A 24,432-nucleotide genomic window follows, 5' to 3' on the forward strand; every position below is an offset into this window, starting at 1 on the left:
GATTAAGATTGGCCCGCACTAGTTCATATGCGCGTCAAGATTGGTGGGCGTGATCAATTCGGAATCGATATCGATCCTGGGGGGCACATCGGAACCGGCGATGAGATCCATCGCCGCTTTCACCGCCGCAGCGCCCTGGCCCTCCGCGTTCTGGTGGACGGTGACATCGAGTTCGCCGGCTTTCATGGAATTGAGCGCAGCCGGTGTCGCATCGATACCGGCGATGACGACATCGTCCATCGCAATGCCCCGCAACGTCATGATGCGGACGGCACCCAGCGCCATATCGTCATTATTAGCGATCACCGCGTCGAGCTTTTCGTCGCCGTCGAGCCACTCGCCCATGACGCTTGTGCCCTGATCGCGCGCGCCGTTGGCCGATTGACGCTCGACGATCTTCATGTCGCGACAGGCATCGGTTTTCAGAACGGCTGCGACCGCGTCAGAGCGACGACGAGCAGCAGGGGACGTCAGTTCGCCCATCATGAGGCCGACATTGCCCCTGCCCTTCAGAAGACGGCAGACTTCCTCGGCCTGCAACTTGCCGCCGGTCTCGTCATCAGCCGAAACAAAGGTCTGGCCATCCGGCAATTCCTTCGCATTGATCGGACTGTTATTGACGTAAACGAGCGGGATGCCGGCCTCTTCGGCAAGCGAAGAGACTTTCGAGCCCTCGTCGCTATCGACCAGAACAGCGATGATGGCATCCACCTCCTGCTCGATGAAGCCTTCGACCGCCTCCATCTGGTGGCTGGAATCCTTGTTTGAGACCTCGATCTGGAGCGTCAAATCCTCCGCATTGGCCGCTTCTTCCTCCAGGCCGCGGCGCAGCAGCTTCAGAAACGTATCCGAATTGGCCAGGGTCACGCCGATCGTGGCGGCGGAAGACGGGGCCGAGAAGGGCAGAATGGAAATGGAAAGGGCGATGATCAGGCGCTTCAGCACGGCAAAATCCTTGAACAGGACGTAACTGTCTGAATGCTAATAAGAGACGATAAACGCTTGATTAAATTTGGAACGATTTTAGACCGTTCGTTCTAGTTTCCGATTTTGTGACCCTCTGGCCCGATGCCAAAGGACTGGCCGAGGGCTTGCCACTGACGGCAGCGCCCTTCATTTTCCGCGCGAACCCGGTGGAGGAGAATAAAAATGAAAACCCGCATAGCCCTTCTGCGTGAAATGGGCCTGCCCCGCCCCTATACGGAAAGCCGTCCTCTGGAGATCGTGGAAGCGACCCTCGAAGCACCGGAGCCGGGCGAGATGCGGGTGAAGCTCGCCGCTGCCGGTCTTTGCCATTCCGATCTTTCGACGATCAATGCGGACCGGCCTCGCGTCATGCCTATGGCGATCGGCCACGAGGCAGCCGGTATCGTCGAGGAGGTCGGCCCCGGCGCCTCCCGTTTCGCCCCTGGCGACCACGTGGTCATGGTTTTCGTTCCGTCCTGTGGCCATTGCGTTCCCTGTGCGGAAGGCCGACCGGCCCTCTGCGAACCCGGAGCTGCGGCCAATGGGGCGGGCACGCTGATCTCTGGTGAAAAACGGCTCAGCGCCGAAGGAGAGACGATCAATCACCATCTCGGTGTCTCGGCTTTCTCCGACCGGGTGATCGTTTCAGAAAATTCCTGCGTGAAAATCGACGACGACATTCCGCTCGATCGTGCCGCGCTGCTGGGCTGTGCGGTCCTGACGGGCGTCGGCGCGGTCCTCAATTCTGGAGCGCTACGTCCGGGTCAGGACGTGGCGGTTATTGGGCTCGGCGGCGTCGGTCTGGCCGGTCTGCTCGGCGCGATCGCTGGCGGGGCGCGGCGCGTGATTGCCGTCGATCTGGCGAAGGATAAGCGTGACTTCGCACTCGAACTCGGTGCGACCCACGCCATCGACCCGACGGAAGAAGGCGCTGTCGAAACGGTCAAGGGATGGACGAGCGGCGGTGTCGATTTAGCCGTTGAACTGGCGGGAGCCGTTCCCGCGCTGAAATATGCCTATGCGATCACCCGCCGGGGCGGCACCACCGTGACCGCGGGATTGCCGCATCCCGAAGCGGAATTGTCCTTCCCGCCCGTCTCCCTGACCGCAGAAGAGCGGGTTCTGAAAGGGTCCTATGTGGGCTCGTGCGTGCCGGTCCGGGATATTCCGCGCTACGCGGCGATGATGATGAAGGGGCAACTGCCTATCGAAAAGCTGATGACGCACACCATCAAGCTTGAAGACATCAATGAAGGGTTCGAGCGCCTCGCGGCAGGTAAAGCCATCCGGCAGGTCATCGTTTTCGACTGAAGAGATCCTCACCACTCATAAAGTGGCCCGCAAATATAGAGGGCGTCAGGAAAATATACCTTTTCCTGACGCCCTCTTTTTTCTGTCTGCGCTGCTTTATCCGATGTTGTATCGGTCGATTCTTGACGGTCCCGAGCCATGATAGTCGATCCCCCCGGCATAGACTGAATTTTATCCGGGCCACGCCCAAGACAGTAACAAAATAAATCGATTGTTATTCAATTGCTGTCATGACCATCATCGCAATGCTTCTCAACTCAATGGATCAATTGGAAAAGCACGACGATGAAGCGCCTCTCCATGTCTCTCTCCACAAAGCTGCTCGCCCTCGCGGGCGGAACCGTGGCTATTATCCTGATCAGTGCAATCGGCTTCTATAGTTGGACGACAAAGGCGCAGACGGAGGCTTTGATCTTCGATCAGGCCGAGACCGAGGCAGAGGCGATTGCAGGCTCTATTTCCTCCCAGCTTGCCACCGCCGCATCGGCGGCAAAAGCGACAAGCGGCGCCATCGCCGCGGCCCACACAGCCGGCATGCATGAGCGCTCAACGGTGATGGCGATCCTGCGCGCCAACGTCGAAAATTATGATGTGATCTTTGGCAGCTGGATGGCCGAGCGGCCGCAGGCCTTTGACGGCCAAACCATGACAGGCACAGAAAGCGGAGTGGACGCGACACAATCCGGCGCGAATGAAGACGGTATCTTCGCGCCCTATTGGACGCGGAGCAGCTCAGGCGACATCGAATTCTCAACATTCAAGGCCGACTACGACGCCGCTTGGTACAAGCTCGCCTCGGACGCCGGTCAGGGCGCGATCACCGAGCCGTATATGGCTTCGGAGGTCAACGTGTTGATGACGTCCCTTGCCTACCCTGTCCTCTCCAACGGCAAAGAGATCGGTGTTGCCGGCGTCGACATTAGCCTGCAGACCCTTGCGAGCCGGCTTCAGCAGCTCCACCCCTTCGGCGACGGACGGGTGCTGCTTCTCTCGCACGAAGGCAAATGGCTCGTCCCGCCGGAAAGCGAACTCACCATGAAGCCCTATGCGGCAGAAGGCGCCGAACAGCTCTCCGACGTTCTGAGCGGCGGTTCGGCTCATATTCTCCGTAATGTCGAAGGACCCGACGGCGTGCTGATGGAACGGATCATCTATCCATTTGCCGTACCCCAGAGTGGCTCGACCTGGGCGACGATCATCGACATACCGGTCGAGACGATTGCCGCGCCGATCCGCAACAAGGTCCTCTCCATTGCCGCGGTCGGCCTGGTTCTTCTTCTTGCGGTGCTTGGGGCGCTTTATCTCGGAGCTCGCCAGTTCGTCCGCCGACCGATTTCCGACCTTCTCGTTTCGGTCTCCCGCCTGAGCGAAAAGGATTACGAGACGCCCGTGATCGGACAGGAGCGTCAGGATGAAGTCGGCGCGGTGGCGAAAGCACTGGAAGGTTTTCGCTTTGCCCTGGCCGACAGTGTCGAGCTCGAAAACACCGCCGCGGCCACACGCCGGGAAGTGGAACAGCAGCGCGAGCGTCAGACCGACTCCGAGCGTGCAAAGGCTCGCGAGCTGGAAAGCTTCGTGACCGATATCCGTGACGGGTTCGATCGCTTGTCCGACGGCGATCTGACTGTTCGGATCGAGCAACCTGCAGCAGCCGAATACGAAGTCATCCGCCATCAGTTCAACGATACGGTCGAGAGACTGGAAGCCACGTTCGGCGCGGTGGTCGGCTCGATCGACTCCATCCGCAACGGACTGAACGAGATCAGTGTTGCCTCCCATGACCTCGCACAGCGCACCGAGCGCCAGGCTGCCGGCCTTGAGCAGACGACGACGGCGCTGACGGAAGTCGCCTCTGCCGTCAATGAAACTGCGGAAAGCGCCGCACGGGCACAGTCTTCTGCGGAAACGGCACGCAAGAATGCGATGAAGGGCGGCGAGATCGTCGGCCAGGCCGTGCAAGCCATGGCCTCAATCGAAAACTCCTCGAAACAGATCTCGACCATTATCGGCGTGATCGAAGAGATCGCGTTCCAGACCAATCTACTGGCTCTGAACGCGGGCGTCGAAGCCGCCCGGGCCGGCGAGACCGGACGCGGTTTCGCCGTCGTCGCACAGGAGGTTCGCGAACTCGCACAGCGCTCCGAAGTGGCGGCGCGCGAAATCAAGGAATTGATCTCTCAGTCTTCGACCCATGTGGGGCACGGCGTCGAACTGGTCACAGCTTCCGGCAAGTCGCTGGAGGAAATCGTCGCTCAGGTGGCCGCCACCTCCAACGAGGTCGCCGAAATTGCCGGCACCGCACGCGAACAGGCAATCTCCCTGAAGGAGGTTTCGACTGCCGCCGACCAGATGGACGACATGACGCAGCAGAACGCAGCCATGGTCGAGGAGACCACCGCTGCGGCCCAGACCCTCGCCAACGAAACCAACGAGCTGACGAGAACGGTCTCGCAATTCCGGACCAATACGTCGCGCGTGCCCGCACAGCCGCAACGCCCAAGCAGCGTCGCTCAAGCTCCGAAGGCTGCCTCTGTTACGCCGAAGCGGACCGTGACCCAGATGAAGGTTATGGGCTCTGGTGGCGCGGCACCGAAAGCGTCCGAATTCGCCGATGAGTGGGATGAATTCTGACGCGCGCAATCGCCGGCGCGATCAGCAAGGGCAGACGACCGAATAAAGAAGCGCGCCGGGGAGACCCGGCGCGCAAAGCATTTAAGAAGGGTCGCGGGATATCACGCTTCGTTTCGACTGCCGGATTGAGACGAAGAGACGCGTTTCGTCACGCCCCTTCAAAGGCGCGAAGCGCCATTAGGCTGCGCGGTTTGTTTCGGAGCCGCCGAGCCAGGCAATGATCGCGTCCTTTTGGGCTGGCAATTCGTCAGCCAGCCCACCGGCAAATGCCTCGAAGGCCGCGCGATTAAGTCCATTGACGGCTGTGAGAACCGGAATATCGCGCGATACGGCCTCAGCGATCAGCGCGTGAAATCCACCACCCTGCGCTTCCCGTTTCCCGAACTTGTTGACGATAAGCAGGTCGATACCGCTATCGCCACTCATCGTTTCCGTTACGATTCCCACTGCGGATTCCAGCGAGGCGGTGTCGAGGCGGCAGCCGCGCGATTGCGATCCGAGATCCTGGCTGATCCGGAATGTTTCACCATTGGGCAGAACACGAACATGCATGTCGGCATGTCGCCGGTCGGGCCGGTCGACATCGGACTGAACGAGACCGGCCAGACGCCAGCCCCTCTTCTCCAGTCGCTCGGCGACATCGGCAAGAACCGCGTTCACCTGGCCCGAAACCTCTGACGTGACTACAGCGAGTTTCATCGACTTTTCCCGATTACAATCCTGAGACTTCATAAGAAATGGCGGGATCTCAACGACCCCGCCATTTCGATTCAGCAGTTCAGCCCTTGCGTTCGATGACAGAGTCGAAATCCCAAGGTGTGACTTCGTCCGTCGCGGTCATCGTGACCGGCCGCGGCTTCAGGCTCATCTCGTCAAAATTGTGTTTGTACGGAGATTCACCGACGCGGCGGATGACGCCTCGACCGAGCTTGTAGCGATAGTTGCCACTGACAGGATCGGGCACCGCGTGACAGACCGAGTTGGCCTGACTGCCGGGATAGTTGAAGTTGGCCATGGTGACGCCCGGACGCATCTCGTCGGAGACGATGGCGACTGCGACAAAGCTGCCCTCCGTCGTCGTGATGTGACCATCCTCTTTCAGCTTGGTGAAGGACAGATCGTCCGACTGCACGCCGACGGGCCGACCACTCTGGATGTAGACCGTATCATTGTAGCCTTCGACCAGATCGCCGGATTCGATACCGCGCGGCTCCGCATCGTCGGGGTGGATGAAGATGTATGGCCACGGCCAGCGCTTGGCGAGATAAGGCTTGCGGCGATCGTCGAAGCCGGACTGCCAGGTCTCGTTGACACGACCATTGGTGATCCAGACCTCGTTCTTCTCGGAACGCGGCTTGATCGCCTCGTAGAAGTCCGACCAGCCATTATTCTCCCACGGCGTGCGCAGCAGCAGGGCCTTGCCGGAATGGGTCCCGAAGGAATAGAGCCATTTCTGGTCGGCCACCGACCCTTCGATCTCGCCCCATTGGTTTTCGGGATCATGCAGACGTTTGGTGCCGACGAGCTCGCCATCGACCATCCGGATGGGCGTCTGAATGCCGGTGGTGCCGAGTTCACGCAGCTTGTCATGGCTGCGCTTGCCTTCTTCCTGCGCCTTCTTGTGAAGAGCGTAGTAGGAAAGGACACCGGTACGGGAGAAACGGGCCGCCTCTTCGAAGATATCGGCGGAATTCTCCCACTCGAACCCTTCAAAGCCCATCTTCTTGGCGAATTGGGCGATAGCCCACCAGTCCGATTTGGCGTTGCCGGGGGCATCCGCGATCTTGGAATAGAGGCGCAGGCGCCGTTCGGCATTACAACGCGAGCGATCTTCCTCGCCCCAGGCGGCGGCCGGCAACACGATGTCGGCGATCTGCGTATTCAGGGGATCGACCGGATAGATATCCGAGTTGACGAGCACCATGCCGCCTTCGTCCACCCGCTTCTTGTAGACTTCGATCAGATGATCGCGGTCGACGCTGCGCGGCTGATGCTTGCTCTCCTTGACCAGATTGTGGACACGCGAGCCCAGTTCCTGGCTGGCGAGCATGGCGGGGAACCAGACCGTTCCCATCACCCACATGAAGCGCACATTGCCGTCCATGACCCAGCGGTCGACATTGACGGATTTCTTGCGCCGTCCGGGGTGCTTTTCGGGAGACAGATAGCCGCGTTTCGGACCGGAGCCCATCCAGCCACGCTGGTGACCACCACCACGCGAGATGACCTGACCGGGCCGATTGCCCGCACCGCAGACCAGCCCGAGCGAGGCCAGGGAGGCGGTGTTCATATAGTTATTGGACCAGTAATTGCCCTTTTCCAGCATGAAGGACGTCTTCACGCGGGTGCCGTCTTCCTTCGGCTTGGCGATCATCTCGGCAGCCTGCTCGATGAGTTCGGGCTTCAGACCCGTGATCTCGGATGCCTTGGCAAGATCGGCGGCGGGCTCTTCCATGATGAATTTCTGGTAGTCTTCCCAGTCGGACTGGAAGCGACCCCAGGTCGTGCGCCACTGCCAGCGCGTATTGCGCGTGCCGCGGCCATATCCGGAATTGACCTCCCAGCGATTGGCGATCCACTTGTCGATGAACTCCTGGTCCTGCCAGTTGTTCTGAAGGATAATCTTCGAGATAGCCAGGTGAAGCGCGGTATCGGAGCCGGGGATGACCGGTAGCCACAAGCCGCCATGTTCCAGCGCATACTGCACGCCCATGGTCCGGTGCGGCGTCACCATGATCATCTTCTTGTCGGGATTATCGCCATACATCATCCACGAGGTGAAGAGCACGGTCTTCGTCTCGTACGGATCAACGCCCGAACAGAAAGCAACGTCGGTCTTGCCCCAGTCGTCATAACTTGCCGAGAAGGCGTTGATGCCGGCATCGTCGAGGCCGGGCGTGTCTTCCGCGGCCTGCGGCTTGTCGTGCGGTGCGTAGATCGGCGTTCCGATCGAATTGTTCACCAGCTTGGAGATCGCATAGGTGTTCTCGAAGAACTCATATGAATAGGTCTTCATGCCCCAGGCGTGAACGCCATGTTTCTCCAGCACATATTTGGAGACTTCGGCCATGACGTCGGTCACGACGTCCCAGGAGACGGGGGTGAGCGTATCGACGACGCGGATCATCGGCTCGCGCAGACGTTCCCTTGTCGGGGTTGTCGGGTTGTAGAGCTTTTGGGCCAGCGTGCCGCCACGGATGGAGTGGTTGCCATCGACATTGACGACCGGAGTATCCGGATCGGGAATGATGATGACGTGGTGCGGCTTACCCTCATGGTCTACGATATTATGCTGGTTCGGGCTGACCCATGCGGTCATCGGTGCGCCAGTCGGAAAATCGATGCCGAGCGCATTCTGATCGGCAGCGGGGCCACCCTGCTTTCCGACAGGCCAGCGATAGGCCAGGAAGCCGCAGGCGACGATGCAATAGTCGCAGGCGGTGGTGATTTTTTCCGCGTCGACCGGCGGTAGAGGAACGACGTCGACGTCGGGATTGTCATAGGGAGTCGTCATTTGATGTCTTCTCCTCAGCTCGTCGGATTCTGGGAATAGCCATAGACAAGGCCCATGACGCCGGTTGCGACTATGTCGTCACCGTCCAGTTCGAGCGTGATCTGTGGCAGGCTGGCTGTGGCATGGCCGGAAGAGACCATGCCGTATTTCGTCAGGTCGAAGGTCGACAGATGCAGCGGACACGGTCCGAGCAGCGAGTGCTTGGAGTGAAACAGGCTTCCGTCGAGATACGCCCCCTGATGCGGGCATTGCGAGTTGAAGGCCACGATATTGCGGTCGGGGCCGACGCCGCCGCCAGCCTCCTCGCTCAGCATGAACAGCAGATTGTTGATATCGTCGTTCGGATAGCTGAACTCGATCGCCTTGGCCGTTTCCAGTTCGGAAACCGTTCCGATGACCTTTTTCGGCCATGCACCCATGACGAGCTCCGCAACCTGGCCCATCGCGTTGCGGGGGCCGATCACGCCGAGCGAAACCACGCTCGCCGCACCCATGATCAGAAACTGCCGCCGGGCGAGGCACAGATGGGTCGGCTGTGCCTTCTGCTTGCCTTCGGCCTTCTTTTGTTCGGTGTATGCCATCGGGCTCACCTCCGTGCTTGAATTTCAGGGAGTTCAGGTTCCTGGTCGACAATCGGCTCATCGGAGCTGAGGCTTTCCAGGAAGGCGACCAGATCGGCCTTCTCCTGATCGTCCAGGCCGAGGGGCTTGAGCAGCTCGGTCTTGTTGACGCCTTCGCCGCCGCCCTCATTGTAGAAGTCGACGACTTCGGCCAGCGTCTCGAACGTGCCGTTGTGCATGTAGGGACCGGTATAGGTCAGCTCGCGCAGCGACGGCACGCGGAACTTGTAGCGGTCGGTTTGCCGCTTGGTGACGTAGTAGAGGCCCATATCGCCGGGATCGGAGTAATACATCTCCTCCGTGACGCCCTTGGAGTAGTTCTCCCAGCGGACGGTGATCTGCTGTAGCGGATCGGTGCTGTCCATGATGACGTTTTGCGGCACGCCGAGATCGTAGAATTGCTGGTCGGAGAACAGCGCGCCATTATGGCAGCTGGCGCAGTTGGCCTTGCCCTTGAAGAGATCCAGGCCGCGCTTGGCCTCTTCACTCAGAGCCGTTTCGTCACCATCCATGAACCGATCGAACGGAACGTTTTGCGGATCGGATACGATCGTCCGCTGATAGGCGGCAATCGCTCGCCAGGCATCCGCGATGATCGGATTTTCCGTGCCGAACAGCTCCTTGAAGCGGGTGACATATTCCGGAATGAAGGCAAGCCGCATTTCCATGATGGAATCGTCGCCATTGCCAGCGACAGCGCCATGGGCTGCGGACGGTGCCTGTGATTCCAGGCTGGTCTTGCTGCCGTCCCAGAACAGCTTGTTGTAGTAGGCGGCATTGAGGATCGTCTGGCTGTTGCGCCAGTGGGTCGTACCCGGATAGCCGAACGAGATGGGCGTTTCGGTGCCCCATCCGAGATCGGGACTGTGGCAGGCCGAGCAGGGCATTGTACCGTTGCCGGACAGCCGGGGGTCGAAGAAGAGCATCCGTCCGAGCTCGACCTTTGCCTCGCTCATCGGGTTGTCGGGAGGCGCGACGGGCGGCTCCAGCCGCGCAAGCGGCGCGTCGGTCGAGACAGTTTCGACAGCGCCCTCCGTCAGTTTGTTTTCCGCGGTGTTCGGGTAGGTTTCGCCAGGAACCAGATCATCCATCGTCCGGTTGTCAGCGTCAGCTTCCTGAGCGGAAAGCGGCGCCGATAGAGCCGTCGAGGCGAGAGCCGCGGCGATCAGCAATTTTGCGATTCTTGTCATCTTTCGGCTCCTCATTCCGGCTTGACCGGCGCGTCTTCCGAGTAGTCCGGCTGCTCAGACACTTCGATTTGAGGTGTCTGGCCCGTCAGGCTTTCAAGGAAGGCGACCAGCGAGCTTTTCTCGTCGTCGGACAGGTTGAGCGGTTGGAGCATGTCGGTCTTGTTGGCCGCTTCGCCGCCGCCCTGATTGTAGAAGTCCACGACATCTTCCAGCGTGGCGAAGACGCCCGAATGCATGTACGGGGCCGTTTGACCAACATCCCAGAGCGAGGGCGTGTAGAACTTGCCGATATCGGCATCGTCCTTGGTGACCGAGTAGTAGCCGACATCCTGGCTTCGGTTCATGTAGTTCGGTACGCCGAAGCTCGAATAGTAACGCAGCAGGGTGACCGCACGCGCCGGTTCGCTTTCCAGGAGATCGTTGTCGGGCACGCCCAGTGCGTGAGGCTTACTGTCGCTCAGCATCGCTCCGCTATGACACGAGACGCATCCGGCCTTGCCTTCGAAAATATCCTTGCCAGCCTTGGCTTCTTCGCTGAGTGCCGACTCGTCGCCGTCAAGAAAGGTCTGGAGCGGCGCGTCCTGAGTGCGCAGGGTCTTCATGAATTCGCCGAGCGCACCGTAGATGCGGCCGCCATAGGGTTCGCCGTCATACGCTTCCTGAAACATCTGAAGATATTCAGGCACCTGCTTCAGGCGCTCCTGAACAAGCCGCGAATCCGCATTCATGAAATGCGCTTCGACGATCCCGTCACGCGACGCGGTGCCGAGATCGCTGCCTTCGAGGCGTCCGTCCCAATGCAGGTAGGTCTTGTGGGACACGTTAAAGAGCGAAGGGGCATTCCGGAAATACGGGGTATTTGTATAGCCCTGCGACAACGGCTCGCGAGTGGTCCAGCCGGTCGCCGGATCGTGGCAGCTTGAACAGGAAAGCGACGTATCGCCCGAAAGGCGATTATCGAAGAAGAGCTTCTTGCCGAGTTCGGCACGCGCTTCGTTGATTTCCTTGGCTTCGGGAAGCGGGGCAAATGCCTCTGCATCCTGGGCGTCGGCGGGGCCGCCCATTCCAAGTGTGAGTAACGCGGTCATGGCGGTCAGTCCGCCAGTCAACCTCTTTCGCCGGACACCTTCTGTCATTCGACTCTCCTCGCGACATCGCGTTTAAGGTCGACACGAAGAGGTCGCTGAGCGATTCCCCGTGTCTTCAGTCGGGGAGAGCCTAGGCCTTGAAATCAATCCAGTTGTTTCGGCTAGAGTGACGAAACGATAAAAATTGCGACGAGATGTGACGGCTCTCAGCCCGCGCTTGTCATGTCCAGCATTTCCCGAATCCGGCGTGCCAACTGCGGTGGATCGACGGGTTTATCGATCATGGCCATCGGCGGTTCGGCAAAGGATGCAGTTCCGGGATTGAATCCCGTGCAGAAGATGATCGGACAGTCAGGCCGAAGCTGGCGCACGTGACGGGCAAAGGCTTCGCCGTCCATTTCCGGCATGATGATATCGCAGATGACGAGGTTCGGCCGGCTCGGCTCGGCACGCAGGCGCTCCAGCGCCACCAACGGGGCGGTAAAGGCTTCGACCTGATAGCCGAGCCGTGTCAGATACCGCCGGAACGTCGCGGCGAATTCGGTATCGTCATCGACGAGAAGCAGGCGCTCGGTCCCCCGCGGTGTCGGGCTCTCTTGCGGCGCGGCACGGCTCGCGCCCGGACGCGCTCTTGGCAGGATCAGAATGAAACGGGCGCCTTCACCAGGCGCGGAGTCGACGCTGATCGAACCGCCCATATCCTTCACCAGCCCTTCCACGACAGCCAGGCCGAGCCCCGATCCCTTGCCGAGGGGCTTGGTGGTGTAGAAGGCATCGAACAGACGCTGCTGGGTCTCGAACGTCATTCCGGGACCGTTGTCGGCCACCATCAGCCGGACCCAGCCGCTTTCCCGTGTCGGCAAATTTGCCGGCTCCTCCTGCAGATAATCCGCCTCGATCCTGATATGACCGGCGGTGGATCCCAAGGCTTCCGCGGCATTGCTACACAAATTCATCAAAATCTGATGCAGGTGGGTCGGGTCGGCCAGAACCCACATTTGAGGTTCACCCGTCTTGAGGGAGAACGTGATGGTCGGCGGAACCGCTGCCTCGAGCAGATGCGTCACTTCATCGACGATCGACGAGAGATCGGTCGCAGAAGGGTTGCCGGGCTCGTGTCGCGCAAAGGCAAGGAGCTGACGTACCAGCGCCTGGGCTCGTCCGGCGGCGATATCGATCTGCTCAATCTCGCCGGCAAGGTCGCTGCCGGGTTCGGCATCGAGCGCCGCAAGATGAACGGACCCAACGATCGTCGACAGGACATTATTGAAATCATGGGCGATTCCGCCAGCAAGAAGGGCGACCGCTTCGACCTTCTGGGCGCGGACAACCTGTTCGCGCGCCTTGCGCTTTTCAGTAATGTCCTCGGCGATCGAGAGGAAGCTGGTGACCTCGCCATCCTGACCCATTAGAGGAAGGATCGTCGTATCAGCCCAGTAGCTGCTGCCGTCCTTGCGCAGATTGCGAAAAATGCCGTGCCATTCCCGGCCCTGGCGAAGGCGCTTGCGGATCTCATCATAGGTTTCCCGCGATGCGTCGCCCGATTGCAGAAACTTCGGCGTATGCCCCACGATGGAAGCCCGGTCCCAGCCCGTAATTTCCTCGAAATGGCGGTTGGCATACAGGATTTTCGCATCCGTATCGGTAATGAGGATGGTCGCCGGGCTTTGCTCCACGGCCTCTGTCAGCCTTTGCTCGGACACTTCGAGCCGATGGCGAACCTTGAATTCCTCCAATAGCCGGTTGTTCGTATCCATCATGTCGCGCAGCAGGAGAAGCAGCAAAAAACCGAGGCCGAGCGCGGCGAGAACGAAGAAAAACAGCACGAAAAAGCCGAGGCTCACCAGCGCTTCACCCTCGGCCACGGCGCTGATGATTCGACCTGTGCTTTGGCGCCGATTATCACGCCATATGGTCTCGAGCCGGTCGAGCGCGGCAATGGCCGCCGTATCGTCGATCCGCACCTGCCTATCGATGACCCGGGCGCTCTCTTCAAGGCGAACGCCCTCTTCGGCGATGGGAAGCATGGCGCGGTATTCGGCGATGGTCGCTTGAATGGTCTCGAGTGATTGGCGCTCCCTGACGGGCAGATCCTCGGCGAGATAAAGGGTCATGACACGGTCGAACTGCGCAAGCTGCCGCTCGGCGCCTTGCCTGTAGGCATCATCGCCACGCAAAACGTAGTTCTTGAAGTTGTGAATGATGCCGCCATAGCCGAGATGGCCGCGCAAGGCGCTGATCCAGACGCCCTTCTTCTCGGCGTTCTCGGCGTAACTCGACCAGCTTTCTGCAATTTCGACGAAGCGTGCGCGCGTCCCGCTGCCCAGAAAGACGCCGAGCGCCAGCGTCACGCACAGAAAAAGCGACGCCAGAATTCCAAGACGGTATGTGCGCGACAGATGTTTGCTGCTATCCATGAACGCAGATGCATCACAAAGTTGTAAAATTTCCGCTCAAGGAGACTATGCAGGATAGTCGGGTCACAAAGGAATGGGGGCTGTGACACATAACCGAATTTTGATCGTCGAAGACGACCGACAGTTGACCAGCTTTCTGGAGCGTTTTCTCGGGAAGCAGGACTATAGCGTGACGACGGCCGCCTCTGCAGCGCAGATGTGGGCGCTCTTGGAGCATGGCAGCTTCGACCTGATCGTTCTGGATCTAGGTCTGCCCGACAATGACGGATTCGAAATCACCCTCGACATTCAACGCCGCACGCATGTGCCGATTATCATTCTGACCGCTCGCGACGAAACCTTCGACCGGATCGTCGGCCTGGAATTGGGCGCAGACGATTACGTGACGAAACCGTTCGAGCCGCGCGAGCTACTGGCGCGAATCAAGGCTGTTCTTCGCCGCACCGGACCTTCAGAGCATACGCCGGTCCCGATAGCCGCCAGTTCGATCCATTTCGCCGGCATGACGCTGGATCTCGTCGAACGGACACTCAGGCGCGACCAGGACGACGAAGCCATCGAACTGACGGGAGCCGAGTTCACACTGCTGCGCGCGCTGGCCGAGAATGCAGGCGAGGTGCTCTCCCGTTCGCGTATCCTCGACACCTTGTACGGCAAGACAGCCAGCGTCACCGACAGGGCAATCGATGCGCATATTGCGCGCCTTCGGCGTAAGTTGAAGCACCACAGCGACGCCTCGCCGGCCCTTATTCGCACCGTTCACGGCACCGGCTACATCCTTGCCGCCGAAGTGAGAGCGACCTGAGGCGACAATACCTGACCGAACCTTCGCCTGCAGGCATGCGTGGAAGGTTCAGCGCGCCAGGGCCTCGGTCAGGGCCCGATAAGAGGCCTTGGGCGTCCGCTGCAAACTGTGAAAGTCGACATGGACGAGACCGAAGCGCTTGGCATAGCCGAGCGCCCATTCGTAATTGTCGAGCAGCGACCAGACGAAATACGCCTCCACCGGGACGCCCGCCGCGATTGCCTTCCGAACGCTGGTCAGATGCGCATCGAGAAAGGCAATCCGCTCGGCGTCTTCGATGGCGCCGGCTTCGATCGGATCGGGCGCCGCCATGCCGTTTTCCGTGACATGAAGCGGCAGACCCTTGGTGTATTCCTCATGTGTTCGACGCAGGAAGAACTCCAGCCCTTCCGGATAAATCTCCCAACCCATGGCCGTTTTCGGCAGCGGGCCGTCAACCTCCCTCCATGATGGCCAGGGACCGGCCTCGGGCGAGATGATCTTACGGGTGTAATAATTGAGGCCGCACCAGTCGAGCGGCTGTGCAATAACGTCGAAATCCTCCTGCCAGCCATCCGGCAGATGCGGCTCGAGCCCTTGCAGCGCTTCGTCCGGATAGCATCGATGGAAGACCCCCGACAAAAAGAAGCGATTATAGCACGCATCATAGCGACGGGCGGCCTTCTTGGCCGCGTCGCTTTCATCGGACGGCTCGGCATATTCGAAATTGAACACCCCGCCGAGATTGCTCATGCCGAGCGCCCGCATGGCCTGGATGGCGGTGCCATGGGCAACGAGGACATGGTGCATCGCCCGCGCCGTTGCGCGAATGTCGCGCAGACCCGGAGCGTGCACGCCCTGAAAGTGCGAGATCCAGCTTACGCACCATGGTTCGTTGATGGGCGCCGCCGACCAGACGCGATCTCCGATCCGGCGCATGATCACATCGGTAAATTCGCCAAACCATTTGGGAATGTCGCCATTACGCCAGCCGCCCTTGTCGGCGAGCGGCTGGGGCAACTCCCAATGATAAAGCGTTGCGGCGGGCTTGATGCCACGTTCGAGCATTCCATCGACCAGGCGATCATAAAAATCGAGCCCGTCGGGATTGGGGGCGCCACGCCCCTCCGGCAGAACACGCGCCCAGCTTGTCGAAAAACGATAGAGGTTGAGGCCGGCATCGGCGACGAGATCGAGATCGTCCGACCAGTGGTGATAATGATCGCAGGCGATGTCGCCGTTTTCGGCCCTGACGACATTGCCTGGCGTTGCGGCGAAGCTGTCCCAGTGCGTCGGGCCAGCGCCACCATATCGGTGCCCTTCGATCTGGTAGCTGGAGGTCGCAACACCGAACAAGAACTCGCGGGGAAAATCGCTGCGGCTGTGCTTCATCGGAACGGCCCGTCCTCACTCTGATGGTTTTGAAGTGATCTACAATGCGCCGGTCGGCCGTCCAGAGTTTTGGACGTCAGCCTTCCGCCGCGGACTTTCCGCCGGATCGCTGGATTCCGGACATTGATCTTTAGGCATCCCGGCCTCGCGCCGCATGGTAGGTTCGGTCCAATCGCCCTGTCAAAGCACCGGTGCGGTCCAAAACGCGCGCTTCTTCTCACCCTTCAGTTAGGCAGAGACTCCTAAAGTCGTTTGACAGACCCCGCCCATTAAGCGACCTTTTCCGACAAAAGGCGCCTTCGAGGAGGAGGGCGCCCGGAAGTTCTTCGGATAGCTGACGCAGGCTGCCGCTGAGCCAATAAATAATGGGAGGAATACTATGAACCGTATGCTGCTGAACGGTGCAGCCCTTCTTCTTCTCAACGCTGGCATCGCGCATGCCGACAACCATCTGATGGTGGCGCCCGGCGAGGGGAAGTTCGACTGGGAAAGCTACGAGACATTTGCCTCCGATCATGATTATTCGGGGGAGCAGGTTACGATTTTCGGTCCATGGCTCGCCGGCGAAGCCGACGCCTTTTCCAACCTCGTCGAATATTTCAACGAGGCGACCGGCGCCAACGCGATCTACACCGGGTCCGATGCCCTCGAACAGCAAATCCTGATCGATGCGGAGGCCGGCTCTGCGCCGAACATCACCGTCTTCCCTCAGCCAGGCCTTGCCGCCAATATGGCCTCGCGTGGCTTTCTGACACCGCTCCCGGACGGCACGGCGGACTGGGTCAAGGAGAACTTTGCCGCCGGCCAGTCCTGGGTCGATCTCGGCACATATGCCAATGCCGAGGGGGAGGATGAATTCTACGGATTCATCTTCAACGCTAACGTCAAGTCGCTGGTCTGGTATGTTCCGGAAAACTTTGAGGATTTCGGCTATGAGGTGCCGGAAACCATGGAAGATTTCAAGGCGCTCATGGACCAGATGGTGGCCGATGGAGAGACGCCGCTATGCGTCGGGCTCGGCTCGGGCGGCGCCACCGGTTGGCCAGCCACGGATTGGGTCGAAGACCTGATGCTGCGAAATCATCCGCCGGAAGTCTACGATGCCTGGGTCACCAACGAGATGCCCTTCGACGATCCGAAGGTGATCGAAGTCATCGAAGAATATGGCAGTTTCACACGCAATGACGACTATGTCGCCGGCAATGCCAACGATACGGCGGCAATCGATTTCCGAGACAGCCCGAAGGGACTGTTCGACAGCCCGCCGCAATGCATGATGCATCGTCAGGCCTCTTTCATTCCCGCTTATTTCCCGGAAGGGACCGTGCTGGGCGAAGATGCCGATTTCTTCTACTTTCCCGCCTATTCCGAGAAGGATCTCGGCACGCCGGTTCTCGGAGCGGGCACCCTTTTCGCGATCACCAAAGACAGCGAGGCGACCGAAGGATTCATCGAATTTCTCAAAACGCCTTTCGCTCATGAGATCATGATGGCGCAGGATGGCTTTCTGACCCCGTTCAAGGGCGCGGACACGGCCAACTACGCCAACGATACCCAGCGCGGCCAGGGTGAAATTCTCACAAGTGCCACGACCTTCCGCTTCGACGGCTCCGATCTCATGCCGGGCGGCGTCGGCGCGGGCACGTTCTGGACCGGCATGGTCGACTACTCGTCCGGCAACAAGGATGCCGCGACCGTGGCGTCGGAAATCCAAAATAGCTGGGACAGGCTGAAGTAAGCCGCATCGAAAGCCACAAAGAACAGCGCTCCGGCCGGCTGGCCGGGGGCTGACGCCTGAACACCGCGTCATTTTGGGGGAGCGTCTCATGCACCAGGCTTTACAGGGGATTGTCACGATCCTGCTGGGTGTGGGTGGGTGCCTCGCCTATTTCTACCTTTCCAACCAGTTCCTCGACCGGGTGCTTTTTCCGGCAAAAGGCCCCAATGCGGGGCGCAATATCAACCGTGCAAACATGATACGGCCCTGGCTGTTTCTGTTCCCCGCTCTTTTCGTTCTCGGCCTCTACCTTGCTTATCCGGTCGTCGAGACACTGCGCCTTTCGCTCACCGAGCGCGGAGGAGAGTTTGTCGGTCTGCAAAACTATCAGCAGATGCTCGACGAGCCGAAATTCTGGGAAGCGCTGCGAAACAACTTCCTCTGGCTGCTCATCGTGCCCGCCGCCTCCACCGCATTCGGATTATTGGCGGCCCAGCTCACCGATCGGATCCCATGGGGCAATATCGCCAAATCACTGATCTTCATGCCGATGGCGATTTCGTTTGTCGGCGCTGCGGTTATCTGGAAGCTTGTTTATGACGTTCGGCCGTTGGGCCAGGAACAGATCGGCATTCTCAACGCCATATTGCTCGCGCTCGGCAAGGACGAGCCCGTCACCTTTCTCACCCTGCCATTCTGGAACAATTTCTTTCTGATGATCGTGCTGATCTGGATTCAGACGGGGTTTGCCATGGTGATCCTGTCGGCGGCGCTACGCGGCATCCCGGAAGAGACGGTGGAGGCGGCGATCGTCGACGGCGCCAATCCGTTTCAGATCTTTTTCAAGATCAAGGTCCCGCAGATCATGGGCACCATCGTCGTTGTCTGGACAACGATCACGATCGTCGTGCTGAAAATCTTCGATATCGTCTATGCCATGACGAACGGCCAGTGGGAGACCCAGGTGCTGGCCAACTACATGTATGACAAGCTGTTTCGGGCCAATGATTGGGGCGTCGGCTCGGCGGCTGCGATGGTCATCATGCTGCTCGTCACGCCCATTCTGGTCTGGAATGTCTACAACGCGCGCAAGGAAATGCGCTAGGGCGTGAGGAGCCGACCGTATGGACAGCATCGCCGGAACCAAATCGTCGCTCACCTGGGCCCTCCACATTTCCGTGGCGCTGCTCGTGATCGCCTGGATCGTGCCGACTCTTGGCCTTTTCGTCTCCTCATTCCGGACAGCCGATCAGATTTCGTCCTCAGGCTGGTGGGCTGCGCTGTTCCCAACCGAGCAGACCATCCAATTGCGGACCGCATCTCCCGACAATCAAACCCGGGCAGAGGGTCTCTACATAATCGAGGGCAATCTGTTCGAAGTCGGCAGCATGCCGTCCGGCCGCATCTCGGCCTGGGGCACGAGCGCCCGCGATGTTTCGGCGCACGCTCCCGGCGACACGGTCGATATGGGTGATGACGGTCGCCTCACTCTGGAAGCGGACGGCACCTACCGGTTGGAGAATGACGAGGAATTCGCCGGGCGGCGCGGTGAGCGCGTGTTTGTCACCGTCGCCATCCTCCCGGAATTCACGCTCGACAATTATTATCAGGTTCTCGGCCCGAACAATCGCGAAGGCATGGCCAAGGCGTTCTTCAACACGCTGACGGTGACGATCCCCGCGACCATTATCCCCATTCTGGTGGCCGCCTTTGCAGCCTACGCCCTCGCTTGGATGGATTTTCCAGGCCGTGCGCTCTTGATCGCCGCCATTGTCGGGCTCCTTGTCGTGCCCCTGCAACTGGCTCTGATCCCGCTTCTGCGCCTGCATAACGAGATCGGAATCGGCAAGGGCTATATCGGCACCTGGCTGGCGCATACCGGCTTCGGGATGCCACTCGCGATCTACCTGTTGCGGAATTATATGGTGGGCCTGCCGCGCGAGATCATCGAAAACGCCAAGGTGGATGGGGCGACCGATTTTCAGATTTTCATGAAGATCGTCCTGCCGCTCTCCTTTCCCGCGCTCGCTTCCTTTGCGATCTTCCAGTTCCTCTGGACGTGGAACGATCTTCTCGTCGCGCTGGTCTTCCTCATCGATGCCACCGGCGAAACCACGGTCATGACACGTCAGATCGTTGAGCTGCTCGGAACACGAGGCGGCAATTGGGAAATTCTGGCAACAGCGGCATTCGTATCGATTGCCGTGCCGCTGATCGTGTTTTTCGCCATGCAGCGCTATCTGGTGCGTGGCCTTCTCGCAGGATCCGTAAAATGAGCTTTGTTGATCCGCATTCGAGCAGACTGCCGACCCTCGCCACCGACCCGGACTGGTGGCGCGGCGCGGTGATCTACCAGATCTATCCGCGCTCGTTTCAGGACAGCAATGGAGATGGCATCGGCGATCTGGCCGGAATCATCCATCGCCTGCCCCATGTCGCGGAGCTGGGCGTCGACGCCATCTGGATTTCGCCCTTCTTCCGCTCGCCGATGCTCGACTTCGGCTATGACGTCTCCGACTATCGCGATGTCGATCCGATGTTCGGTACGCTGGGTGATTTCGATGCGCTTATCAATCGCGCCCACGAACTCGGACTGCGGGTTCTGATCGACCTCGTTCTGTCCCACACCTCGTCGCAGCATCCCTGGTTCGCACAAAGCCGCTCATCACGCGACAATCCCAAGGCCGACTGGTATGTCTGGGCGGATTCCAAACCGGAAGGGTCGCCACCCAACAACTGGCTCTCGATCTTCGGCGGTTCCGCCTGGGAATGGGACAGCGAGAGGATGCAGTATTATCTGCACAATTTCCTCGCCGACCAGCCGGACCTCAATTTCCATTGCCCCGAGGTGCAGGAAGAGCTGCTGGATATTGCCAGCTTCTGGCTCGAGCGGGGCGTGGATGGTTTTCGCCTCGACACTGTGAACTTCTATTTTCACGATAAGAAACTGCGCGACAATCCGCCGCTGGATCCATCACTGCAGAACGACAACACCGCGCCGGCCGTTAATCCCTATAATTTCCAGGACCATCTCTACGACAAGACCCAGCCGGAGAACCTTCAGTTTCTCGAGAGGCTTCGGGCTCTTGTCGACAGCTACCCCGACAGAGCCTGCGTAGGAGAGGTCGGCGAGAGCCAGCGGGGCTCTGCGGTTCAAGCCGAATACACATCGGGCGGCGACAAGCTGCATATGTGTTACGACTTCGACTTCCTGTCCGGACAGGAACCGACGGGCACTTTTTTCGCAAGGGTTCTGGAAAAGGCCAATGAAGCGCTGATCGATGGCTGGGCCTGCTGGGCCTACTCCAACCACGACGTCGTGCGTCATCCGACACGATGGAATTTGACCGAACCCGCGTCGAGAATTCTGACAGCGATCCTGCTGTCGGTGCGGGGTTCGGTTTGCCTCTATCAGGGCGAAGAGCTGGGCCTCGACGAAGCCTATGTCGCCTTCGACGAGCTGCAGGACCCTTATGGAAAACGGTTCTGGCCCAAATATAAAGGCAGGGATGGTTGCAGGACGCCGATACCATGGGCGCATGACAGCCAGCATGGCGGATTCACGGATGGGAAGCCGTGGCTGCCCGTCGCCATGGAGCAGTTGCAGCGCGCCGTCGATCTACAATCGTCCGGTGACGACACGGTGCTCGACTTCTACAAACGAATGATCGCCTTCCGAAAGGCGCATCCTATCCTTGCGAAAGGCACGCTGGAGATCGTCGAGGCTCGGAACAATGTGCTTTCCTTCGTGCGGGCCCATGAAGGCGAGCGGATGTTTTGCGCGTTCAACATCTCCGATACCGGGATGAACTTCGAGAAGCCGGCCGGCACATGGAATGCCGATTGCCGGTCGCCTTTCGGATCGGACGGTGATGACCTGCCGGATAGGCTGCCGCCATGGGAAGCGGTGTTCGCGGTGGAGAACGGACTATGATGGCGCAACGCGTCGGTGTGGAGGATTTATGGCCAGTCTGAAGCTCACAAATGTCGGAAAGAGTTACGGCCCCGTCGAAGTGCTGAAAAATATCGATCTGGAGATCGATCAGGGCGAGCTGGTCGTTTTCGTCGGGCCGTCCGGCTGCGGAAAGTCGACGCTTCTGCGAATGGTTGCCGGGCTGGAGAGGATTACAAGCGGTACGCTAGAGATCGACGATGTCGTGGTAAACGACATCCCGCCCTCCGAGCGGGGGATCGCGATGGTCTTCCAGTCCTACGCGCTCTACCCGCACATGACCGTCTACGACAATATGGCCTTTGCACTGAAGCTGGCGAAGAAATCGAAGGAGGAAATCGATCGCGCCGTCCGGGACGCGGCTGAAAAGCTGCAATTGACGGGCTTGCTGGAACGGCTGCCGAAGGCGCTTTCCGGCGGACAGCGCCAGCGTGTTGCGATCGGCCGGTCCATCGTCCGCGATCCGAAAGTCTATCTGTTCGACGAACCCCTCTCGAACCTCGATGCGGCGCTGCGTGTGGCCACACGTATCCAGATCGCCCAGCTCAAGGAACAGATGCCTGATTCCACGATGATCTATGTCACCCACGATCAGGTCGAGGCGATGACGCTCGCGAGCCGCATCGTCGTGCTTGCCGGCGGTGGGATCGCCCAGGTCGGCGCTCCGCTGACGCTCTATGAAAAGCCTGAAAATGAGTTCGTCGCACAGTTTATTGGCTCGCCGAAGATGAACCTTCTTCCCGGCGAGATCGTCGCGACGGGTGAGCGGACGACCGTCAAACTCGATGGCGGGGGCAGCGCAACCTCCCTTTATCCATCGGGCGACGATCTTATGGGCGCAAAGGTCAATGTCGGCATTCGGCCGGAGGATTTCCGAACGGCCGCCGAAGACGACTATATCTATAAGGGCGACGTGGATATTACCGAAGCGCTCGGCGAAATTACGCTGCTCTATTACAAGCACACCGATGCAGAAGAGCCCGTCATCGCCAAATTGCCCGGCGTTCACCCGGACATGAAGCACAAAACCGTGACGCTGACAGCCGATCCCGAAAAGATGCATATCTTCAAGGACGGGGTGTCTCTTCTCTACCCGAACGGCAAGAGCGTGACGGTGAAACCCCATTAGGTCTCAACCGCACGCGGGATGACGGCCCCTACCCTGCCACGAGATCAGGGGCACCCGCGCTCTGAAGGGAATGGGCGAAAGACAGAGCTTCCGCCCATTCACTCGCGCAGAAGGTCATGGTCCGGCGCACTTCAGTGACTGATTTGCCAGGGTCGTGCGGTCGGAAAGCTCTTGGAGCCATCGGGCCTCGTCAGCGTCTTGCGACTCTGCTTTCCAGATGAACAGCATGAGCAGCCGGCCCCGTGCCCCGTCAGACTGCTCCTTTTCGGATCGTTCGCGGCCCGCTCATTGGTCGCGAACGCATTGCGGCGCGCCGAATCCATTCCCGCCACGAACGGCATGGTCAGGAAGGCTCGGGGTGCATCCCGCCCACAATCGGGGCAGGAGCAGGGTTCTGCGGATTTCTCCATGGTGCGGACCGAGGTAAACGGCCCGCACGCGTCGCAATTGTAATCGTAGAATGGCATCTCGTTCGCCTCAGAGATCGGGGGCCAGCGGCACGTCGACCGAACCATCGAGATACGTTTTCGGCCCGTCTGCGTTCGGCATCAGGTCGAATTCGAAGATATCGGTTGGCAGCCACAGGGTCGCGCAGGCATTCGGTATGTCGACGACCCCGGAAATGTGGCCCTGAACCGGCGCCGTGCCGAGGATCGCATAGGCCTGAGCGCCCGAATAGCCGAACTTCTTCAGATATTCGATCGCATTGAGGCAGGCCTGGCGATAGGCGATGTGAACGTCGAGATAATGCTGCTCGCCGGCCTCATCGACCGAGATACCTTCGAAGATGAGATAATCGTCATATTTCGGAACGATCGGCGACGGCTTGAAGATCGGATTCTTGATCCCGTATTTCTCCATGCCGCCCTTGATGAGTTCGACCTGGATGTGAAGCCAGCCTGCCATCTCGATCGCGCCACAGAAGGTGATCTCACCGTCTCCCTGGCTGAAGTGAAGGTCGCCCATGGAAAGACCGCCGCCATCAACATAGACCGGGAAGTAGCAGGTCGAACCGCGGCTGAGATCCTTGATATCGCAATTGCCGCCATGTTCGCGCGGCGGCACGGTGCGTGCGCCTTCGGCAGCAGCTTTGTCTCGCTCCTCACCCTTCATTTTGCCCATATGGGCCGACTGCGTATTCGGCAACTCCGCCAGAGCCGGAACGCGGTTCGGATCGGTATCGACCAGCTTTTTCTCACGCTCGTTCCATGTGTCGAGCATGGCGCGGTCGGGCAGGCAGCCGATCAGTCCCGGGTGGATGAGACCCGCATATTTCACGCCCGGCACGTGGCGGGACGAAGTGAACATGCCATGGAAGTCCCAGATGGACTTCTGCGCCTCCGGGAAATGCTCGGTCAGGAATCCGCCGCCATTCTGCTTGGAGAAGAAGCCGTTGAAGCCCCAAAGCATCTCGTCCTTCGCGCCGATATCGAGAATGTGGACCTTGAGGAGATCGCCCGGCTCGGCGCCTTTGACCCCGATCGGACCTGACAGATAGTGGACCTGCTGCAACTCCACATCGCGTACATCGGCGGCATCATCGTTGTTTTTGATCTGCCCGCCGGTCCAGTCGTAGGTTTCGATCTTGAAATCGTCCCCCGGCTCGACCCAGACGGCAATCGGAATATCCGGATGCCAGCGATTATGGATGTTCTCGTTGGTATGGGGGCTCTCGCTGAGGTCGACGGAAATGAGCGTGTCAGCCATGGTAGTGGTTCCTT

General features: G+C 59.7%; 18 protein-coding genes. 8 read left to right on the forward strand and 10 right to left on the reverse strand.

The genetic code is table 11. The features are described 5' to 3' along the window. Positions 1 to 18 precede the first annotated feature (18 nt). Positions 19 to 945 (reverse strand): substrate-binding domain-containing protein, encoded by a 927-nt coding sequence (locus tag D8780_RS13070; RefSeq protein WP_158598509.1) that lies wholly within the window; start codon positions 943 to 945, stop codon positions 19 to 21. A 204-nt stretch (positions 946 to 1,149) separates the two neighbouring features. Between D8780_RS13070 and D8780_RS13075 the strand changes: the two genes are divergently transcribed. Beyond that, entirely contained in the window at positions 1,150 to 2,277 is a 1,128-nt protein-coding gene (locus D8780_RS13075; protein ID WP_121645997.1) for a zinc-dependent alcohol dehydrogenase family protein, read from the forward strand. Positions 2,278 to 2,577: 300 nt separating this feature from the next. Further along, positions 2,578 to 4,908, forward strand: coding sequence for a methyl-accepting chemotaxis protein (locus D8780_RS13080; RefSeq protein WP_158598510.1), 2,331 nt, complete (start codon positions 2,578 to 2,580; stop codon positions 4,906 to 4,908). Positions 4,909 to 5,085: 177 nt separating this feature from the next. Here the strand turns inward: D8780_RS13080 and D8780_RS13085 are convergent, their stop codons facing one another. The 6 genes from D8780_RS13085 to D8780_RS13110 all read right to left on the reverse strand — a co-directional run bounded on the left by D8780_RS13085 (position 5,086) and on the right by D8780_RS13110 (position 13,737). Further along, positions 5,086 to 5,607, reverse strand: a complete 522-nt coding sequence (locus D8780_RS13085) for a DUF2478 domain-containing protein (RefSeq protein WP_121645999.1) — start codon at positions 5,605 to 5,607, stop codon at positions 5,086 to 5,088. Between the two features lie 79 nt (positions 5,608 to 5,686). Then, positions 5,687 to 8,422, reverse strand: a complete 2,736-nt coding sequence (locus tag D8780_RS13090) for an arsenate reductase (azurin) large subunit (protein WP_121646000.1) — start codon at positions 8,420 to 8,422, stop codon at positions 5,687 to 5,689. A 14-nt stretch (positions 8,423 to 8,436) separates the two neighbouring features. Further along, positions 8,437 to 9,003, reverse strand: coding sequence for a Rieske 2Fe-2S domain-containing protein (locus D8780_RS13095; protein WP_121646001.1), 567 nt, complete (start codon positions 9,001 to 9,003; stop codon positions 8,437 to 8,439). Positions 9,004 to 9,008: 5 nt separating this feature from the next. After that, on the reverse strand, positions 9,009 to 10,232 hold the full coding sequence (locus D8780_RS13100; protein ID WP_121646565.1) for a cytochrome-c peroxidase: 1,224 nt from the start codon (positions 10,230 to 10,232) through the stop codon (positions 9,009 to 9,011). Between the two features lie 11 nt (positions 10,233 to 10,243). After that, positions 10,244 to 11,368 (reverse strand): cytochrome-c peroxidase, encoded by a 1,125-nt coding sequence (locus D8780_RS13105; RefSeq protein ID WP_121646002.1) that lies wholly within the window; start codon positions 11,366 to 11,368, stop codon positions 10,244 to 10,246. Positions 11,369 to 11,526: 158 nt separating this feature from the next. Continuing rightward, positions 11,527 to 13,737, reverse strand: coding sequence for a hybrid sensor histidine kinase/response regulator (locus tag D8780_RS13110; protein WP_121646003.1), 2,211 nt, complete (start codon positions 13,735 to 13,737; stop codon positions 11,527 to 11,529). 82 nt (positions 13,738 to 13,819) lie between these two features. Here D8780_RS13110 and D8780_RS13115 point away from each other — a divergent pair, with 82 nt between their 5' ends. Further along, positions 13,820 to 14,542 carry a response regulator gene (locus D8780_RS13115; RefSeq protein WP_199699609.1) on the forward strand — a complete coding sequence of 241 codons (723 nt, stop codon included), beginning with the start codon at positions 13,820 to 13,822 and terminating at the stop codon, positions 14,540 to 14,542. A 48-nt stretch (positions 14,543 to 14,590) separates the two neighbouring features. Here the strand turns inward: D8780_RS13115 and D8780_RS13120 are convergent, their stop codons facing one another. Beyond that, on the reverse strand, positions 14,591 to 15,913 hold the full coding sequence (locus tag D8780_RS13120; protein WP_121646005.1) for a GH1 family beta-glucosidase: 1,323 nt from the start codon (positions 15,911 to 15,913) through the stop codon (positions 14,591 to 14,593). A gap of 379 nt (positions 15,914 to 16,292) precedes the next feature. Here D8780_RS13120 and D8780_RS13125 point away from each other — a divergent pair, with 379 nt between their 5' ends. The 5 genes from D8780_RS13125 to D8780_RS13145 all read left to right on the forward strand — a co-directional run bounded on the left by D8780_RS13125 (position 16,293) and on the right by D8780_RS13145 (position 22,711). Beyond that, positions 16,293 to 17,651 (forward strand): ABC transporter substrate-binding protein, encoded by a 1,359-nt coding sequence (locus D8780_RS13125; RefSeq protein ID WP_121646006.1) that lies wholly within the window; start codon positions 16,293 to 16,295, stop codon positions 17,649 to 17,651. 88 nt (positions 17,652 to 17,739) lie between these two features. Continuing rightward, on the forward strand, positions 17,740 to 18,735 hold the full coding sequence (locus D8780_RS13130; protein ID WP_121646007.1) for a carbohydrate ABC transporter permease: 996 nt from the start codon (positions 17,740 to 17,742) through the stop codon (positions 18,733 to 18,735). Between the two features lie 19 nt (positions 18,736 to 18,754). Then, positions 18,755 to 19,906, forward strand: a complete 1,152-nt coding sequence (locus tag D8780_RS13135) for a carbohydrate ABC transporter permease (protein ID WP_121646008.1) — start codon at positions 18,755 to 18,757, stop codon at positions 19,904 to 19,906. Next, positions 19,903 to 21,564: an alpha-glucosidase family protein gene (locus tag D8780_RS13140; RefSeq protein WP_121646009.1), complete on the forward strand. Its 1,662-nt coding sequence runs from the start codon at positions 19,903 to 19,905 to the stop codon at positions 21,562 to 21,564. Before D8780_RS13135 ends, D8780_RS13140 begins: the two co-directional genes overlap by 4 nt. A gap of 28 nt (positions 21,565 to 21,592) precedes the next feature. Next, entirely contained in the window at positions 21,593 to 22,711 is a 1,119-nt protein-coding gene (locus D8780_RS13145; protein ID WP_121646010.1) for an ABC transporter ATP-binding protein, read from the forward strand. 131 nt (positions 22,712 to 22,842) lie between these two features. Here D8780_RS13145 and D8780_RS13150 read toward each other — a convergent pair whose 3' ends face one another. Then, a complete protein-coding gene (locus tag D8780_RS13150) occupies positions 22,843 to 23,226 on the reverse strand; it encodes a zinc ribbon domain-containing protein (protein ID WP_425373634.1) in 384 nt (127 codons plus the stop codon). After that, entirely contained in the window at positions 23,189 to 24,418 is a 1,230-nt protein-coding gene (fmdA, locus tag D8780_RS13155; RefSeq protein WP_121646011.1) for a formamidase, read from the reverse strand. The genes D8780_RS13150 and fmdA overlap by 38 nt, the downstream gene beginning before the upstream one ends. Positions 24,419 to 24,432 lie beyond the last annotated feature (14 nt).

Origin of the sequence: Notoacmeibacter ruber (assembly GCF_003668555.1) — a bacterium.
Classification (GTDB): Bacteria; Pseudomonadota; Alphaproteobacteria; order Rhizobiales; family Rhizobiaceae; genus Notoacmeibacter; species Notoacmeibacter ruber.

Bases quoted from the DNA above. Each gene is read 5' to 3' on its own strand.
- D8780_RS13075 (WP_121645997.1), top strand. From the start codon at position 1,150: ATGAAAACCCGCATAGCCCTTCTGCGTGAAATGGGCCTGCCCCGCCCC.
- D8780_RS13080 (WP_158598510.1), top strand. From the start codon at position 2,578: ATGTCTCTCTCCACAAAGCTGCTCGCCCTCGCGGGCGGAACCGTGGCT.
- D8780_RS13085 (WP_121645999.1), bottom strand. From the start codon at position 5,607: ATGAAACTCGCTGTAGTCACGTCAGAGGTTTCGGGCCAGGTGAACGCG.
- D8780_RS13090 (WP_121646000.1), bottom strand. From the start codon at position 8,422: ATGACGACTCCCTATGACAATCCCGACGTCGACGTCGTTCCTCTACCG.
- D8780_RS13095 (WP_121646001.1), bottom strand. From the start codon at position 9,003: ATGGCATACACCGAACAAAAGAAGGCCGAAGGCAAGCAGAAGGCACAG.
- D8780_RS13100 (WP_121646565.1), bottom strand. From the start codon at position 10,232: ATGACAAGAATCGCAAAATTGCTGATCGCCGCGGCTCTCGCCTCGACG.
- D8780_RS13105 (WP_121646002.1), bottom strand. From the start codon at position 11,368: ATGACAGAAGGTGTCCGGCGAAAGAGGTTGACTGGCGGACTGACCGCC.
- D8780_RS13110 (WP_121646003.1), bottom strand. From the start codon at position 13,737: ATGGATAGCAGCAAACATCTGTCGCGCACATACCGTCTTGGAATTCTG.
- D8780_RS13120 (WP_121646005.1), bottom strand. From the start codon at position 15,913: ATGAAGCACAGCCGCAGCGATTTTCCCCGCGAGTTCTTGTTCGGTGTT.
- D8780_RS13125 (WP_121646006.1), top strand. From the start codon at position 16,293: ATGAACCGTATGCTGCTGAACGGTGCAGCCCTTCTTCTTCTCAACGCT.
- D8780_RS13130 (WP_121646007.1), top strand. From the start codon at position 17,740: ATGCACCAGGCTTTACAGGGGATTGTCACGATCCTGCTGGGTGTGGGT.
- D8780_RS13135 (WP_121646008.1), top strand. From the start codon at position 18,755: ATGGACAGCATCGCCGGAACCAAATCGTCGCTCACCTGGGCCCTCCAC.
- D8780_RS13140 (WP_121646009.1), top strand. From the start codon at position 19,903: ATGAGCTTTGTTGATCCGCATTCGAGCAGACTGCCGACCCTCGCCACC.
- D8780_RS13145 (WP_121646010.1), top strand. From the start codon at position 21,593: ATGGCCAGTCTGAAGCTCACAAATGTCGGAAAGAGTTACGGCCCCGTC.
- D8780_RS13150 (WP_425373634.1), bottom strand. From the start codon at position 23,226: ATGGTTCGGTCGACGTGCCGCTGGCCCCCGATCTCTGAGGCGAACGAG.
- fmdA (WP_121646011.1), bottom strand. From the start codon at position 24,418: ATGGCTGACACGCTCATTTCCGTCGACCTCAGCGAGAGCCCCCATACC.